Annotated in this window: 16 protein-coding genes and 1 tRNA gene; 9 read left to right on the forward strand and 8 right to left on the reverse strand. The window is 70.7% G+C overall.

The window, feature by feature from the left end; genetic code table 11:
- Positions 1-117: 117 nt before the first annotated feature.
- On the forward strand, positions 118-555 hold the full coding sequence (locus ACFYPR_RS05165; protein WP_355066127.1) for a VOC family protein: 438 nt from the start codon (positions 118-120) through the stop codon (positions 553-555).
- A 56-nt stretch (positions 556-611) separates the two neighbouring features.
- Here the strand turns inward: ACFYPR_RS05165 and ACFYPR_RS05170 are convergent, their stop codons facing one another.
- Together ACFYPR_RS05170 and ACFYPR_RS05175 are read right to left on the reverse strand one after the other, a co-directional pair.
- On the reverse strand, positions 612-1,550 hold the full coding sequence (locus tag ACFYPR_RS05170) for a superoxide dismutase (protein WP_355066129.1): 939 nt from the start codon (positions 1,548-1,550) through the stop codon (positions 612-614).
- A 221-nt stretch (positions 1,551-1,771) separates the two neighbouring features.
- Positions 1,772-2,152 (reverse strand): VOC family protein, encoded by a 381-nt coding sequence (locus ACFYPR_RS05175; protein ID WP_355066220.1) that lies wholly within the window; start codon positions 2,150-2,152, stop codon positions 1,772-1,774.
- Between the two features lie 278 nt (positions 2,153-2,430).
- Here ACFYPR_RS05175 and ACFYPR_RS05180 point away from each other — a divergent pair, with 278 nt between their 5' ends.
- Positions 2,431-3,021 (forward strand): alpha/beta fold hydrolase, encoded by a 591-nt coding sequence (locus tag ACFYPR_RS05180; RefSeq protein WP_387258636.1) that lies wholly within the window; start codon positions 2,431-2,433, stop codon positions 3,019-3,021.
- 20 nt (positions 3,022-3,041) lie between these two features.
- Here ACFYPR_RS05180 and ACFYPR_RS05185 read toward each other — a convergent pair whose 3' ends face one another.
- Complete coding sequence (locus tag ACFYPR_RS05185; RefSeq protein WP_387258637.1) at positions 3,042-3,572, reverse strand: hypothetical protein; 531 nt, start codon at positions 3,570-3,572, stop codon at positions 3,042-3,044.
- A gap of 247 nt (positions 3,573-3,819) precedes the next feature.
- Here ACFYPR_RS05185 and ACFYPR_RS05190 point away from each other — a divergent pair, with 247 nt between their 5' ends.
- Positions 3,820-5,097 (forward strand): hypothetical protein, encoded by a 1,278-nt coding sequence (locus ACFYPR_RS05190; RefSeq protein ID WP_355066134.1) that lies wholly within the window; start codon positions 3,820-3,822, stop codon positions 5,095-5,097.
- On the opposite strand, the gene ACFYPR_RS05195 is transcribed toward ACFYPR_RS05190, so the two are convergent.
- Entirely contained in the window at positions 5,077-6,111 is a 1,035-nt protein-coding gene (locus tag ACFYPR_RS05195) for an NAD-dependent epimerase/dehydratase family protein (protein ID WP_355066136.1), read from the reverse strand. The two genes, ACFYPR_RS05190 and ACFYPR_RS05195, sit on opposite strands and share 21 nt — an antisense overlap.
- A 158-nt stretch (positions 6,112-6,269) precedes the next feature.
- Between ACFYPR_RS05195 and ACFYPR_RS05200 the strand changes: the two genes are divergently transcribed.
- On the forward strand, positions 6,270-6,893 hold the full coding sequence (locus ACFYPR_RS05200) for a hypothetical protein (RefSeq protein ID WP_355066138.1): 624 nt from the start codon (positions 6,270-6,272) through the stop codon (positions 6,891-6,893).
- A 59-nt stretch (positions 6,894-6,952) separates the two neighbouring features.
- On the opposite strand, the gene ACFYPR_RS05205 is transcribed toward ACFYPR_RS05200, so the two are convergent.
- A complete protein-coding gene (locus ACFYPR_RS05205) occupies positions 6,953-7,138 on the reverse strand; it encodes a hypothetical protein (protein ID WP_355066140.1) in 186 nt (61 codons plus the stop codon).
- Between the two features lie 146 nt (positions 7,139-7,284).
- Between ACFYPR_RS05205 and ACFYPR_RS05210 the strand changes: the two genes are divergently transcribed.
- Complete coding sequence (locus ACFYPR_RS05210) at positions 7,285-8,070, forward strand: hypothetical protein (protein ID WP_363939289.1); 786 nt, start codon at positions 7,285-7,287, stop codon at positions 8,068-8,070.
- A 156-nt stretch (positions 8,071-8,226) separates the two neighbouring features.
- On the opposite strand, the gene ACFYPR_RS05215 is transcribed toward ACFYPR_RS05210, so the two are convergent.
- Positions 8,227-8,299, reverse strand: a tRNA-Arg gene (locus ACFYPR_RS05215).
- Between the two features lie 157 nt (positions 8,300-8,456).
- Here ACFYPR_RS05215 and ACFYPR_RS05220 point away from each other — a divergent pair.
- On the forward strand, positions 8,457-9,152 hold the full coding sequence (locus tag ACFYPR_RS05220) for a hypothetical protein (protein ID WP_387258640.1): 696 nt from the start codon (positions 8,457-8,459) through the stop codon (positions 9,150-9,152).
- A gap of 69 nt (positions 9,153-9,221) precedes the next feature.
- Here ACFYPR_RS05220 and ACFYPR_RS05225 read toward each other — a convergent pair whose 3' ends face one another.
- The gene (locus ACFYPR_RS05225; RefSeq protein ID WP_387258642.1) at positions 9,222-10,271 is read right to left on the reverse strand and encodes an alpha/beta hydrolase; all 1,050 of its coding nucleotides are present in this window, start codon (positions 10,269-10,271) and stop codon (positions 9,222-9,224) included.
- Positions 10,272-10,368: 97 nt separating this feature from the next.
- Positions 10,369-10,809 (reverse strand): HPF/RaiA family ribosome-associated protein, encoded by a 441-nt coding sequence (locus ACFYPR_RS05230; RefSeq protein WP_354858779.1) that lies wholly within the window; start codon positions 10,807-10,809, stop codon positions 10,369-10,371.
- A gap of 304 nt (positions 10,810-11,113) precedes the next feature.
- On the opposite strand from ACFYPR_RS05230, the gene ACFYPR_RS05235 reads away from it, so the two are divergent.
- The 3 genes from ACFYPR_RS05235 to ACFYPR_RS05245 all read left to right on the forward strand — a co-directional run bounded on the left by ACFYPR_RS05235 (position 11,114) and on the right by ACFYPR_RS05245 (position 14,800).
- A complete protein-coding gene (locus tag ACFYPR_RS05235) occupies positions 11,114-11,890 on the forward strand; it encodes a single-stranded DNA-binding protein (RefSeq protein ID WP_354858781.1) in 777 nt (258 codons plus the stop codon).
- A 214-nt stretch (positions 11,891-12,104) separates the two neighbouring features.
- Positions 12,105-13,262 (forward strand): cobalamin biosynthesis protein, encoded by a 1,158-nt coding sequence (locus tag ACFYPR_RS05240; RefSeq protein ID WP_387258644.1) that lies wholly within the window; start codon positions 12,105-12,107, stop codon positions 13,260-13,262.
- Positions 13,259-14,800: a cobyric acid synthase gene (locus ACFYPR_RS05245; RefSeq protein ID WP_354858787.1), complete on the forward strand. Its 1,542-nt coding sequence runs from the start codon at positions 13,259-13,261 to the stop codon at positions 14,798-14,800. The genes ACFYPR_RS05240 and ACFYPR_RS05245 overlap by 4 nt, the downstream gene beginning before the upstream one ends.
- Positions 14,801-14,810: the final 10 nt, after the last annotated feature.

Here is a 14,810-nt window from a genome sequence, read left to right on the forward strand (position 1 = left end):
GCAGCATATGGCACCGGTGCGACGGGTCGGCACCCGCTTCCGGCCGGACCCGGTGCTACCCGTGGAAGACGCCCGCAACCCGGTCGGATGGTCGGAGGGCTATCGTACGGTCGCGCCATGGCAGCCAGCATTGACCTGACGCTCGACTCCACCGCCGCCCCGATACTCGCCGCGTTCTGGAAGACGGCCCTGGGCTACATCGACGAGCCGCCACCGCCACCCTTCACGACCCGCGCCGAGTGGCTCGCGCAGTTCGATCCGCCGGAGGACGACGTTGCCGACGACGGCGCGTGGCTGTGCGACCCCGACGGCACCGGCCCCCGCCTGTCCATCCTCAACGTCCCCGAGCCCAAGACGGCGAAGAACCGGCTGCACATCGACATCCGGGTGCCCGGTCACGGCACCCCCGACGAGCGGTGGGCGCGGATCACGGCGGAGGCCGCTCGCCTCGTGCGGGCCGGCGGAAGTGTCCTGGAGGAGGCCGACCGGCACCACGTGGTGATGGCCGATCCGGAGGGCAACGAGTTCTGCGTCGCCGCCGCAGCGGCCGCCTGACGTCGTCGTGATCCCCGGCCGAGGGGCACGCGCGGTGCGCGTACCCCTCGGGCTTCTCAGCGGGCGCGGACCGCGACGGCCGTGTACGGCGTGGTCGGGGTCGGTGGCGTGGTGAAGCGGGCGTTGGGCAGGTACAGCCGGCCGAGGGCCTTGGCAACTGTGGTGGGCACGTCGAAGTTCGGGTCGGTGATCGTGCCGGTGACGGTTCCGGCGGTGCCGGCGCGGTTCAGCGTGACCACCGCGATCTGGTTGAGGCTGTTCTGCACGACGTAGAGGGTGCGGCCGAGCAGCAGCAGGCCGTCACCGTTGGTGAAGGTGTAGCCGGGCACGGCCACGACGGTGGTCGCACCGGTCACCGGGTCGACCCGGAACAGTGTTCCCGTGTTGGACTGGACGACGATCAGCGCCCTGCCGTCCGGTGTGGTGGCGATGCCGTTGAGGTTCACGCCGGTGCCGACCTGCTCGTATGCGCCGGTCAGCGCGATGGTCGTGAAGCCGTCGGCAGGCGGCAGCGCGCCACCGCGACCGAGTGGCAGCCGGTAGAGCACCGGCCGGTTGGAGTCGGTGACGTACGCGGCGTCGCGGGTCAGGACGACGTCGTTGACGAATGTCGGGGCGGTGGCGAACTGGTAGCGCGCCAGCACTTCGCCCGTGCGGGTGTCGAGCACGCGAGCGTCGCCGGCCGTGCCGCCGGCGACGAACAACCGGCCGCGCGGGTCGACCTTGAGCCCGAGCGACGGGGTACCGGTGGGTGCTCCGATCGTCGTGCCCCGGCCGGTCACCAGGTCGGCGCGGTAGATCTCGCCGGTCGCGCGGGAGCCGAAGTACGCGTACCGGCCGGCGGTGGCGATGCCCTCGGGCTGGAACCCGTCCGGCAGGGCGACAACTGCCGGCGGTCGGCCCCCGGCTTGCGCGTGGGCGGGCGCGACGGCGACGGAGGTCAGGAGGGTGGCGGTCAGGGCGACGCCGAGCGCGGTCCTGAGGGGTCGGATCACTGTGCTCCTTCCGGGCGGGCTGAAAAGGACACACCCGCCGCGATCACTGGGGCCAGGACCTTCCCCACTGTACGACCGGTGGAGGTCCGCTCCGGCGCCACAATCGTCAAGGCCGCGCACCAGCCGCTCGGCAGTGACCCCCCCGCCCGGTCGGACATGTAGGCCGTGCCGGGCACGCCGTCGGCACGCAGGCGGCGGGTCGGTGCGCCCAGGCGGAGTCGTCAGAGCTGTTGGACGATCTGGATCGGGTTGCCGTCGGGGTCGGCCGTCCAGGCGATCAGCAGGCGGTCGAGCCACCGGTGCGGCGCAGCCAGGGAGGGTGCGCCGTTCGCGGTGAGGGCGGCGTACGCGCCAGCGGTGTCGTCGGTCCAGAGGACCACCGCGGCCCGCTGCCCCTGCGGCACGGGGTCGAGGCCGTGGTCGTCGCGCGTGGAGGCCACCGAGGCGATGCCGATCTTGTAGCCGTCGAGCGCGAGATCGATGTGGATCGGCTCGCCCTCGGTCGGCACCCGGAAGGTCTCGGTGAAGCCCAGGCCGGCGTAGAACTCGGCGGCTCGGCGGACGTCCTCGCTGAAGAGGATCACCTGAGGAGTCCGGAACATCGACACGCGGCGACGCTATCAGCGCAGCCGCTGCCCGCGAGCCCGTCCGGGTCACCGCCGTGGTCGGCGACGGTCTGCACCCACCTGATCATCCCGCTCAGCGTGTCCGCCATTGTCGAGTGGGCGCTCGGAGGCAGGCACTGCTGTACGGATGGCTGCACAGCCCTCAGGATGCGATTGTGCTCGCCGAACCAACGATGCTTCTCGTCCACAGCCCGCTTCTCACCGCAGCGACATGGGATGCCCTGCGTCCGCATCTCGAAGCGGCGGGGTGGCGTGTGGAAGTGCTGGACCTTCGCCCCCTCGTCGAGTCGACGTCCTTTCATGCGGCGGTCTGCACGGCGGCTGCCACCGTCACTCCTGGTGCGCACACCGTCGTCGTCGGCCACAGCCGCGCGGGCGCGTACCTGCCGGGCATCGCCGACGCGGTCGGCAGTGACCAGCTCGACGTCGTCTTCATGGATGCCCGCCTGCCACACCCGGGCACGAGCTGGATCGGATCACTGCCGGCGGAACGGGCCACCTGGCTGCGGGAGATGGCGGCGTCCGGCCGGCTGCCACGGTGGGACACCTGGTTCCCCACGGCCTCCCTGGCCGATCTCCTGCCCGACCCCGAACAGCGGCGGCGGGTGCTGGACGGCATACCTGAACTGCCGTGGCAGGTCGTCTCCGAGGTGCTACCTACGCCGGGCGGGGCATGGCACTCCGCCCGACACATCTACCTTCAGCTGAGCGCGGCGTACCAGTCCACGGCAGAGCAGGCCGAAAAACGTGGGTACCGGGTCCGGAGCCTGGACGCCCATCACCTGGCGATGGTCACGCACCCCGCAGTGGTGGCGGATCTGCTTGTGTCGGCATTGCAACCGTAGGACGCGATTGCTCAACCTCATCATTGTCGACCTGTTATGTGGTGGGTGCGCCGCCCGGCCCTGGTCAGGTCGAGCAGATTGGCCAGGCGGTACCGCAACACCCGCGTCTGCCGGACCGAGAGAAGCAGCCGGGTTGCCGCGCTGTCCTCCAGGCGCACCATCGGCTCAGCAGCCTCGTGCAGGGCCTGTACCAGGACCGCTTGCACGGTGATCGCCTCCGGCCGGTCGGTCTCCACGCCGAGGATGCGGGAGTGGTGCTGACCCCGACTCTCACAATCGTCCCGGTCGCACCAGCGTGGATGCGTCAGACCGGCCGGGGCATCGGCAAGGGTGCCGGTCGGGAAGACGAACATATGGCCGCAGGACCGTACGACGTCCGGTGCCATGCCGATCAGGTGGGCCTCCAAACCGGCGCGGGCAATGGCAGCGGTTGCGCGGATGGTGTGGTCAACACAGGTGTACGTGCAAGCGTCCAGGGAGTCCGCCGAGTACAGCTCGATGCGGATCGTCGCGGGTTCTGGACAGGCGGGCAGGGTGGGTAGGGTGCTCACGGGTCGCCTCCTTGCTAGGCGATCAAGGCCCTCGATCGGCGTGGCTGCGCTGGTCGAGGGCCGCCTTCATATTGGCTGTGACAACGCGCTCGATCCCGGCTCGGGCCGTGTCTTGAAGCTGGTAACCCCATGTCCTCTGGTGCTTCTATCGGCTTGCTGAGTCCAGTGAAGTCGAAGTCGGACGATGCGCCCATGCAAAGCTGGTGCAACGAGCGGCAATCCGATGCAACGCATCACGGGAGGCGCGATGGCGAGGGTGGATCAGTGGACTGGACGCCTGGCCTGTGTGCTGCAAGCTGCCGCCGGGATGACGAACGAAGGGTTCGCGGCCTGGCTGGGCATCGCGGTCAGAACCGTTGCGTACTGGCACAGTCGGCCGGAGACGGTGCCCGGCAGCGCGAACCAAGAGTTGCTGGACGCAGCAGTCGGCCGGCTTTCGGACTCGGTCAGATCGCGGTTCCTACAAGACATCGACGACGTCGCCAGGAAGCACAGAGGCGCTGGTAGCGGCACTGATCTCGGCGATGTCGTGAGTGATGCCGCAGACGCAGTCGCCCATGACTCGCTGCTGTCGAGCGCAGGGGTGCCGCATGACTCGATCGAGGCAATGCAGCAGGACATGGCCGTGCTGGCGCGGTCTGTTGGAATGGCTGCCTTCGACACGTTCTCAACTGCACGGCGGCTGCGTGACGAGGCGCGAGCGTTGGCCGACCGCACGCGGCGGCCGGGGGACTTGGTCGATCTCTTCGTGGCCATCGGCCAGGGCGCATCACTCATGGCCTCCACCGCTTTCGACCTCGGACACTGGACCGAGTCGGCCGCCCTTGCCCGGGCGGCTACCCAGTACGCAGACCTTGCCGGCCACGCGTCCTTGAAGGCGTGGACGTATGGGCTGCAAATGACGTTGGCGAACTGGCGCAACGAGCCTGATGCCGCTCTCAGCTACTACGGCCGAGCGATGCGTGTGGCCCCCGACGGTGAACCGAAGCTGAGGCTCCGCTACATCGCCGCTCGCTCCTACGCCCTTCTCGATGACCCCGCCTCAGTGGCTGCCGTTCTGGACGCTGCCCAACAAGACAGGGAGGCGGCAGAGGGTCGGCCCGACGAGCTGGCTACGGCGACCGGTGGTGAGTTCGCCTTCGGAGACGCACGCGCCGCAGCCTGCGCCGCCGCTGCCTGGCTCGACCTCCGCAACGGCGAGCAGGCTGCGAGGTACGCCCTCGATGCGCTGCGCGTTTATCAGGCGCTGCCGACAGCGCGGCGGCCATACTCACAGATCAACGGCACGAACATCGACATGGCCGCTGCTCACCTACACATGCGAGATCCGGACGGGGCTGCTGAGGCGCTGCGTACGGTGCTGGCTCTGCCGCCGCAAAGGCGCAACGTCTCGCTAACCGGTCGGCTCGCTCGGATAGGACGTCTGCTGAACGAGGCACGGGGAAGCGGCGATGCCGACGCACGGCGGCTCGCCGACCAGATCGCGGTGTGGCTGTCGGAGACCTCATCTCGACCGCTCGTTTGAGCGGCGCCAGGCGGCCAAAACCTGCGCTTCCCTCGCTCGGCTGATGCCGATTTCGGCGGCGCGGTCGTGGTTGCTGACGTCCCCGCTCTCGACCAACCACCGCCAGGTGTCCCGGACGGTCAATTCGAGTGGGCGGGCGCGGAGACCGGCGGCTTGCGCGGCAGTGGTGTCGACGTTCCACACCCCGTCGAAGGTGCGCCAGAGCGGCAGTTCGGACCACTGCCGGATGCCCTGTGCCAGCAGAAAGTCGTCGGGCACCCAGGTGAAGGAGGTTTCGGTGTGCGTCGAGTGAGCGCAGTGCGCGAGCAGTTCTCCGAAGGTCCCGCTACCCACCGGAGCGCAGACGTTGAACGTGCCGGCCAGGTCGTCAGTGATGGTGCGCAATGCGAACGCGGCCAGATCGCGTACATCGATCGGCTGGATTGCCCGGTCAGGCGAGCCTGGCGCTAGTACCTCGCCGCCAGCGGCCACACGACGTAGCCACCAGGGCAGGCGGCCGACGTACTCACGTGGGCCGAGCACGACGCCGGCGCGCAGAATTGTGGTTCGGTCCGCTCCGAACGCGGCGAGTGCCGCTGCCTCGCAACCGGCCTTCTGGTAGCCGTAGCGGGTCGGTCCGTCCTCGGTGTCGGTGCCGTAGTCCGGGCCCGCGTCCGGCGGGCAGTGAAGCACCTCGGATTGCTCGCTCAGCGGCTTGACCGGCCAGTCCCGGTAAACGCTGAGCGTGGATACGAAGACGTAGCGACTGGCGACGGGAGCGAGCGCGCCTGCCACGTCGAGGACGTTCCTGGGCACGTAGCCAGAGGTGTCGACAACGGCATCCCAAGGCCCGGCGGCAGCGAGAGCGGCGACGTCCTCAGGCCGAGTCCGGTCGCCTCGGATGTGCCGTACCGCTTTAGAGAAGGGAGCTGACGTGCCGCGGTTGAATGTTGTCACCTCCCAGCCGGCATCGATCCCAGTCGTGACGACGGAGTATCCAACGAACCAGGTTCCGCCAAGCACCAGCAACCGCATGGGCTCATCCTGCCGACCCGGCCGACGCGCCCCGACCGTGGGCAGCCGCAGGTGCTACGGCTGCACGATCTGCGGCGCGCCTGCGCGCCGTTCCTGGCGAGGCGGTTGCACGCTGAGTGATCGTCCGATTGGTTGCGCGGGCGAGAGACCATTGTCGGATGGGTTCTAGCGCTCCCTCGTGGATGGTCCTTGTTGCTGCCGCTCTGGCGGTCGTGGGCACGCTCGCCGCCGCGCTTATCACCCAAGTGGCCAGCGGGGTGCGCGAGCGCCGACAGTGGAGATGGCAACGGGAGCAGGAGCTTCTTCGCTGGCGGCACGAGCGTGAGCAGGAGGAGGGGCGCTGGGAGCGAGAGAAGGCCGAGCGCCAGGAGCAGTGGGAGCGCGAGGATATCGCCCGCTCGCGCCAGGAACGCCTAGCCTCGTACAGCGAACTGCTCCAGCAGTTGGACAGCTTCAGAAGTGCTATTTCAAGCCGCCTCCCTGTTGATGGCTCCGGCCCCAAGAAGATCGACGCAGCATGGCGCAGCGAGGTTATGACGCTCGCCAACGCCTTGGAGTTGACGCGGGCCAAGGTCAGGCTCTTCGCGTCCGTGGAGACGGACAAGGCCTGCGGAGAAGTGTTTGTTCGTGTGCGCCGCTGTTGGGCCTCATTCAGCGGCGGGATGCTGGACAGGCAGGAGCGCATTGATGTGCTCCGTAGCGACCTCTGGAACCTCGGCGCACTATCTGCTGAGCTTCTAAAGGCGATTCGCTGGGAGCTTGGGTTGGATGTCGCTCAATGAGAGCGGCGTGATCCGGCTGCCGGCTCCAGGGTTGGAGCCAGGTGCTGGATGAGCGTCGGTCAGCTGCCCGTGGTGTCGCCCTGTGTCATGTCGATGAGCCGGCCGGTACTGGCATCCTGCGTGAGGGTCCAGAGGTTCGCCGGCAAGGCCTGCTCGTGGCAGAGCGTCTTGATGATGAGTCCCGGTCCGGACCTGTGCACGATCAACTTGTCAGCCACGAGGGTAAGATCAATGCGGGTTGCCACGATCTACCTTCTTCGTTGAGGCTACCGGCGAGCACCGACCCCGCCAGCCGCTGTAGTTGGACGTGCTGTACCGGCATGGGCAAGCCGATGCATCGTCGGACGGTGCCGATGTAGCCTGGCCTTGGCCAGAAAGGGGGTGCCGGCCCGTGGCGTACAGCTACGTGTGTGAATCGTGCCGCCGGGCGTTGAATCTTCCTGCCGAACGCTCCTACCTGAACAAGATCAAGAAGCGGGCCGCCGCTCCAAGTCCCGAGATCGTGCAACGGGACGCCACCGGCAAGCCCTGGCTCCTTGGACGGCAGCTCTCAGGGTGCTATGAGATGTCGCCCGCTGCGTGCGTCTGCGTATGCGTGCCGAGCGGCCACGACGCGCTGCAATGCTCGGGAGAGGGTGACTTTAAGGTCGGAGGTCGCCCCGGGTCCGGCTTTGTCGATCACCTCGCCAAGGAGTTGGGCCGCGAACCCATACCGGAGCTGGCGATCGCACGCGACGATGAGTGTCAGGTCCTAGTCCGGGCCATCCTCGCCTGGTTGTGCAGCTCGACGGACGACGAGCAGCCGGCCAGGGAAGCGGAGCTGGAGGGCATGCGATACGAGGACCAAGTGAAGCTCCTGCGGGACTTCATCACCGAGATGCGCGCTGACCTTCTACAGGAGCGGTCGTACCGCGACCTCAAGATGAACCTGATGAAGCTCACCCGGTTCCGCAACACGGTCGCGCACTCTCGACCAGTCGGAGGCGACCACCTCAACCGGGTCAAGCGTGAGAAGGGCAAAGACATCTGGATCTCCGTCACCCCAGAAGAGCTAGCGGCGTACCTCGATCTGTCGATGCAGCTGCAATCACAGCTCTCTTCTCTGCCGGCTCATCTCACCAGCAGACCGAGCACCGTCGCGCTCGGCCCGCCTCACTCGGCGACGACTGTACGGTGATCCGAACCGTTCCGAACGGAGCGGGGATTAGCGACCCTCTGCCTCTAACTACCCTTCGGGGTACCTGGCTTCGCTGCGCTGCCGTAACTCCACGCGGACTCGGGCGGACTCTGGATCTTCCGGCCGTCGATACCCGTGCTGGCCAACTAGGAGTTGTGCGCCCGGCAGGATTCGAACCTGCGGCCTTGGGATTAGAAGTCCCCTGCTCTATCCGCTGAGCTACGGGCGCGCGGTGTGGAGTCGCGCCCAGAGGGTACCGCCGTCCGGCTGCCCGACGACGAAAAGGGTGCCCGCGTCCACGTTGCCGAGCAGGGTCTCACGGAGTGCACCCGACCGGCATCCGGGTTCCCACGAAGAGGCCGAGCGTCGGCCCGTACCCTCGGCTGGTGTTGCTGGACCCCGACGCCGAGAGCGGCGTCGCCTACGAGCTGTGCCAGGTCGTCGGCCGCGCCATCCTGCCCTACCGGACGGCCGACGCCTACGGCACCGCCTTCTTCTTCCAGGGCGGCGACGACCCGGTGGGGGAGGCGCTGCTGACGGCGGCCGACCTGGTCGGCCCTGCGGGCGGTGAGCTGGGCCTGCGGGCGAGCGTCACCGAGCCGGCCGGCGTCGCCCCGGACGTCATCGCGGAGGGCGAAATCGCGCCCGGCTGGGCGCGCTTCCCGGGCGACGGGGTCGCGGTGCTGCCGACCGCCGGCCTGCACCGGTACGCCGGCGACGGCGGCTGGCGGTGGCGCGTGCAGCCGGTGCCGGCGGGGATCGCCGCCGGGCCCGAGGCCGTCGCCCGCCTCGGCGCCGACGCCAGTTCCGCTTTCGTGCTGGCCCATGGGGTACGCGAGGACGCCTCGCGCCCTCTGGAGGTGGGGATCGAGCGCGTGGTCCGCGACGGGGACGACGTGCGGATCACCGGCGAACTGCCACCGGGGTACGTCGGGGCGCCCGTCTTCGTCGTGCAGCCCGACGCCACCGGCGAGGTCTCGCTGTACTGCCTGGGCCTGGTGCTGCCCGGCGTCGACGGTCACCCGGTGGCGACCTTCGACCGGATCCAGGCCGTCTTGTCGGCCGCGCACGGCGACGCCTGAACCCGGCTCGACTGAACTGTCACCGAGCGCCGTAGATTCGGCGCGGCCGGTCGTCCGAGCTGGGACAGGTCAATCGCCGACCGCCGTCGCCTCGGCGTGACCGGGAGACGGGCGTCGGCTCTGCGGCAGCGTGGGCGCATCGGCGGGATCGTCGGCGGCCGGGGCGGTGGGGCCGGCGGCCAGGAACGCCTCGGCCCAGCGGCCGACCTCGTCGAAGACCTTTGCGCGTACGGCGGGGCCGGAGAGCGTGAGGTCGTGCAACCCGCCGTCGAAGCGGGCCAGGGTGACGTGCCGGCCGAGGCGGGGCGCGTACCGCACCATGTGTTCGACGTCCAGCACGGCGTCGGCCAGGGTCGCGTTGTCGTGCCACTTGGTGCCCCGGAAGGAGCGGGTCGAGCAGGCCAGCAGCACCGGCACCGGGATGTCCAGGCCGGCGCGCAGCCGGCGTTGACCGGCGCGGATCGCGTTCAGCCAGCCGGCGCGCACCGGGAACCCGGCCAGCGGCTTCCACGCCAGGTCGTAGGTCCACTCGCCGCGGTGGTCGGCGTGCAGGCTCTCGCCGTACACCGTGCCCAGGCCGAACGGCAGGATGCGGTGCGGCGCCCTGCGGCCCAGCCGGGAGACGGCGGCCGCGAGGGGTCGACGGACCGCCCAGGGGGCGTTGAGGTCGAAGAAGGGGCTGTTGAGGACCAGGCCGTCGACGGTGCCGGTGTCGCGGCGGGCATCCGCCCAGAGCGAGATGATCAGGCCGCCGGTGGAGTGGCCCATCGCCAGCAGGGTGTCGTGCCCGTCGTCGGAGCGGATGATCTCGGCGGCGGCGTCCAGCTCGGGGAAGTAGTCGCTGATGTCGCGGCAGAAGTTCGGCGTCTGGTGCGCGAGCAGGCTGCGGCCGTACTTGCGCAGGTCGAGGGCGTAGAAGTCCCAGCCGCGCTCGGCGAAGAAGTCGGCCAGGTGGGTCTGGAAGAAGTAGTCGACGAAGCCGTGCACGTAGAGCACCGCCCGCCCGGTGGGGCGCTCGGCCCGCCGCCGGACCAGGGTCGCGACAACGGGGCCTTCGTCGTCGGTGCCCAGGTCGATCGTCTGCCGCTCGTACGGCGGCCCCAACACGTCCGGTTCCACGAACGCGACGCTACGCCGGCAAGCTACCCGGCGGTAGCCCCACGCTGCATGCCCCGACCGGCCGTGCCTCCCGGCCGGGGCATGACAGGGGTACGCGTCAGGCCGTCTCGGCGTCGGCGCGGCTCGGGTCGGCGGCGGGCAGCGCGTCCGACTCGTCGGTCGGGTCGACCTCGCCCTGCGGCTGGGGGATGTCCCGCAGGTGCTTGTTGTGCCGGGGCTCCTGCCGGGTCTTGGCGTCGTTCAGCCGCCGGCGCAGGTCGTCGCGGACGTCGTTGAGGGCGGCGTGCAGGTCCTCCTCGGCGGAGGTGGTGACGATCTTCTGCCGGCCGGCGATCCAGCACTCCAGGGTGACCTTCTGGCCCCGGGCCTCCCGGTCCTTCACCGACACCTCCAGCTCGGTGGCGTCGGCGTGGAAACCGGCCAGCCGGGCGTCGAGGGTGGCGAACTGCTCGGCGATCCAGTTGCGGTCGCCCTGGGAGAACCCCGCACCCACCCGCAGGCACTCGCCCACGGTCGCCGGGTTCGCCACGGCGCTCATCGCCGCACCTCGGAAACGGTTGCGGAGCCGAAAGTAGTGATCGTCATGGCGCTGACCTCTCGTCGACGTGGAGCTTGTCGGTGGTGCGTTGATCAAATCCATACCCAGTTCGGGCGGCTCCGGAACCGTCGGCGCCCGGACAGGTAGGTCGGCCGTACCACATCGGGGGTGTGATCAGGGCGTTGTCCACAGGTGGCCTCGTCATCCACAGGCCGGGGTGGTGGCGCTGGCGGCAGCCGACGAGAGCGCACAGGCTCGGTGCCGAGTCGACTCGCTGGCAGACCCCGGATCCCCTGGAGGGACGATGTTCGACACGTACGTCACGATTGTCGGCAACATTCTGACCGCGCCCGAGTGGCGGCGTACGACCCAGAGCAACACCCTGGTGGCCAACTTCAAGGTCGCCTCCACCGCCCGCCGGCTCGACCGCGACAGCGGTCGGTGGGTCGACGGCAACTCGCTGCGCGTCCGCGTCAACTGCTGGCGCAAGCTCGCCGAGGGCGTGGCGGCCTCGGTGATGGTCGGCGACCCGGTGGTGGTCTGCGGCCGGCTCTACACCCGCGACTGGACCGACGACGCGGGCAACCACCGCACCCTCTACGAGCTGGAGGCGGTCGCCGTCGGCCACGACCTGTCCCGGGGGCGGGCCCGCTTCCTGCGCAACCGGCCGACCATGACCACCAGCACGGTCGAGGACGCGGCCATCGAGAGCCGCGTGCACGGCGAGCCGACCGAACCGGTGCCCGACGAGCAGGCGCCGGTGCTGCGCGACGACCGCCCGCTCGACGACGACTTCGAGTTGCCTGAGTACGGCTCGCTGCGTACCAGTCCGCTGGGCCACGGCCCGCTCGACGACGTCTCCCTCGAGGGCGGTGACTCTCTCGACGACGGCTTCTCCGGCGGCGGCGATGGGCCCGCGGCCCTCGACGACGAGCTGGCCCTCGCGGTGAGCGCGGACGACTCCGACCTGGAGGGCGACCCCGACGACGAGTTGGGGCCGGTGCCCGAGGAGGGCCGGCCGGAGGTTCCGCCGTCCGGTCGGGGCCGGCGGGGCCGGGGGCGGGTTCCGCAGCCGGCGTGACGGTTCGCATCGAGCCGGAGTCGGTGTGACAGCTCGGCCCGGTCGCCTGAGGTCGGTGTCGACGACGGTGCGCGCCGGCGGCACGACGGGGGCGGGGTGGCGACGCGACCGGCGTCGTCACCCCGCGTGACGGAGGTGGGGTTCGATGGAGCACGGCGGCCGCGGCTGGCGCACGCGGTGCTCGTCTAGGCTGGCCGGCCGGGGGGTGGTACGCGTGCGACGGACAGCGCCGGTGGCGAACGCGGTGGGCCTGGTGGCCGGTTACGCGCTGGACAGGCTGTTCGGCGACCCTCGCCGGTGGCATCCGGTCGCCGGGTTCGGCCAGGTGGCGGGCGCTCTGGAGAGTCGCCTGCACCGGCCGGACCGGACGGCCGGCGCGGTGTTCACGGCGCTGGCCGTCGGTGGGCCCGTGGTGCTCGGGGCGGTCGCTGCGGCGGCCACCCGGCACCGGCCGGTGAGCCGTGCGGTGCTCGTCGCCGCCGGCACCTGGACCGTGCTGGGCGGCCGTACTCTCCGACACGAGGCCGCCGTCATGGGCCGAACGCTTCGTGACGGTGACCTGCCCGCCGCCCGACGGCGCCTCGGCAACCTCTGCGGCCGGGACCCCTCGACCCTTGACGAGTCGGAGTTGGCTCGGGCCACCGTCGAGTCGGTCGCGGAGAACACCTCCGACGCGGTGGTCGCCCCGCTGGTCTGGGGAGCGGTCGCCGGCCTGCCCGGGCTGCTGGGCTACCGCGCCGCCAACACCCTCGACGCCATGGTCGGGCACCGATCGGAGCGTTACGCGCGGTTCGGCACCCCGGCCGCCCGGCTGGACGACCTGCTCAACCTGGTGCCGTCCCGGCTGACCGGGCTCCTCACCATCGCCGTCGCGCCGGTCGCGAACGGCGACCGGGAGCAGGCCTGGCGGGTGTGGCGACGGGACCGCAACGATCACCCGAGCCCCAACGCCGGCCAGTGCGAAGCGGCGATGGCCGGCGCGCTCGGCGTCCGCCTCGGTGGCCGCAACAGGTACTTCGGGCGCTCCGAGGTCCGCCCGTTCCTGGGCGACGGCCCCCGTCCCGAGGCACGACACCTCAAGCGGGCAGCCCGCATCTCCGGCGCTGTCGGCCTGGCCGCACTCGGGCTGGCGGCCGCGTACCCGGTGACCGTCGGCCGCCTGGCCGGCGCCGTCGCTCGTCGGAGTCTGCGGGCCGTCGCGGCCGGGCCCGGGAGCCGCCTGCTGTCCGGCGGGGCCGGGAGCGGCCTGCTGTCCGGCGGGGCCGGGAGCGGCTTGCGGATGGCTGGGCGGAACGGTCGGCTGCTGTTCGGCGGGGTCGCGTCGGAGCGGGGCCTGTTCCGCGGTGCGGCGCGGCGGGTGAGCGGGCGGTGAGCGGCGGGCTGCTGGTCGCCGGCACCACCTCGGACGCCGGCAAGAGCGTGCTCACCGCCGGCATCTGCCGATGGCTGCACCGGCAGGGCGTGAAGGTGGCGCCGTTCAAGGCGCAGAACATGTCGAACAACTCGGCCGTCGTGGTCGGGCCGGACGGGCGTGGCGGCGAGATCGGCCGCGCGCAGGCCATGCAGGCCGCCGCCTGCGGGCTCGCCCCGGACCTGCGCTTCAACCCGGTGCTGCTCAAGCCCGGCAGCGACCTGGCCAGCCAGGTGGTTCTCCTCGGTACGGCGGTCGACACGATCACCGCCGGCACCTTCCGACAGGTGCGGCCCCGGCTCGCCGAGACCGCGTACGCGGCGCTGGCCGAGCTGCGGGCCGCGTACGACGTGGTGATCTGTGAGGGCGCCGGGAGCCCGGCGGAGATCAACCTGCGGGCCGGGGACTACGTGAACATGGGGCTCGCGCGGCACGCCAACCTGCCCGCCATCGTGGTCGGCGACATCGACCGGGGCGGCGTCTTCGCCTCGATGTTCGGCACGGTGGCCCTGCTCGACCCGGCGGACCAGGCGCTCATCGCCGGCTTCGTGATCAACAAGTTCCGCGGCGACCTCGGCCTGCTCCAGCCCGGGCTGGACATGCTGCGTCAGGTGACCGGCCGTCCCACGTACGGGGTGCTGCCCTGGTCGCTCGACCTCTGGCTGGACGCGGAGGACTCGCTCGCCTACGGCCGGGTGCTCGGCCGCCCCGCCGCACCGCACGGCACCGACTGGTTGGACGTGGCAGTCGTCCGGCTACCCCGGATCAGCAACGCCACCGACGTGGAAGCGCTGGCCACCGAGCCGGGCGTGCGCGTACGCCTCACCGTCGAGCCGGCCGAACTGGCCGCCGCCGACCTGATCGTCCTGCCCGGCTCGAAGTCGACCGTCGCGGACCTCACCTGGCTACGCGAGACCGGCCTCGCCGACGCGGTGACCAGACACGTGGCAGCCGGCAAGCCGCTGCTCGGCCTCTGTGGCGGCTTCCAGATGCTCGGCCGGGCCATCCACGACCCGGTCGAGAGCCGGCAGGGCAGCGTGCCCGGGCTCGGCCTGCTGCCCATCGAGATCACCTTCGATCCACGCAAGACCGTCCGGCAGTCGGTCGGCACCGGCCCCGGCGACGTGGCGGTCCGCGGCTACGAGATCCACCACGGGTACGTCTCGCAGACCGACCCGGCCCTGACTCCGTTGCTGACCGGGGCCGACGGCGACGGTGAGGGCGCGGTGCTCGGCGCGGTGCACGGCACGCACTGGCACGGGGCGTTCGAGTCCGACGGGTTCCGCCGCTGGTTCCTCACCGAGGCCGCCCGGCTGGCGGGTCGTACCGGGTTCCGGGTCGCGCCGGGCACCAGCTTCGCGGCAGCCCGGGAAGGCTCGCTCGACCTGCTCGGCGACCTCGTCGAGGAGCACCTGGACACCGACGCCCTCTGGCGCCTCATCGAGAGCGGCGCACCCCCCGGTCTTCCCTTCATCCCACCCGGCGCCCCGCAGCTCTGAGCAGGGCGGT

It is taken from the genome of Micromonospora sp. NPDC005254 (genome assembly GCF_042872525.1).
Classification (GTDB): Bacteria; Actinomycetota; Actinomycetes; order Mycobacteriales; family Micromonosporaceae; genus Micromonospora.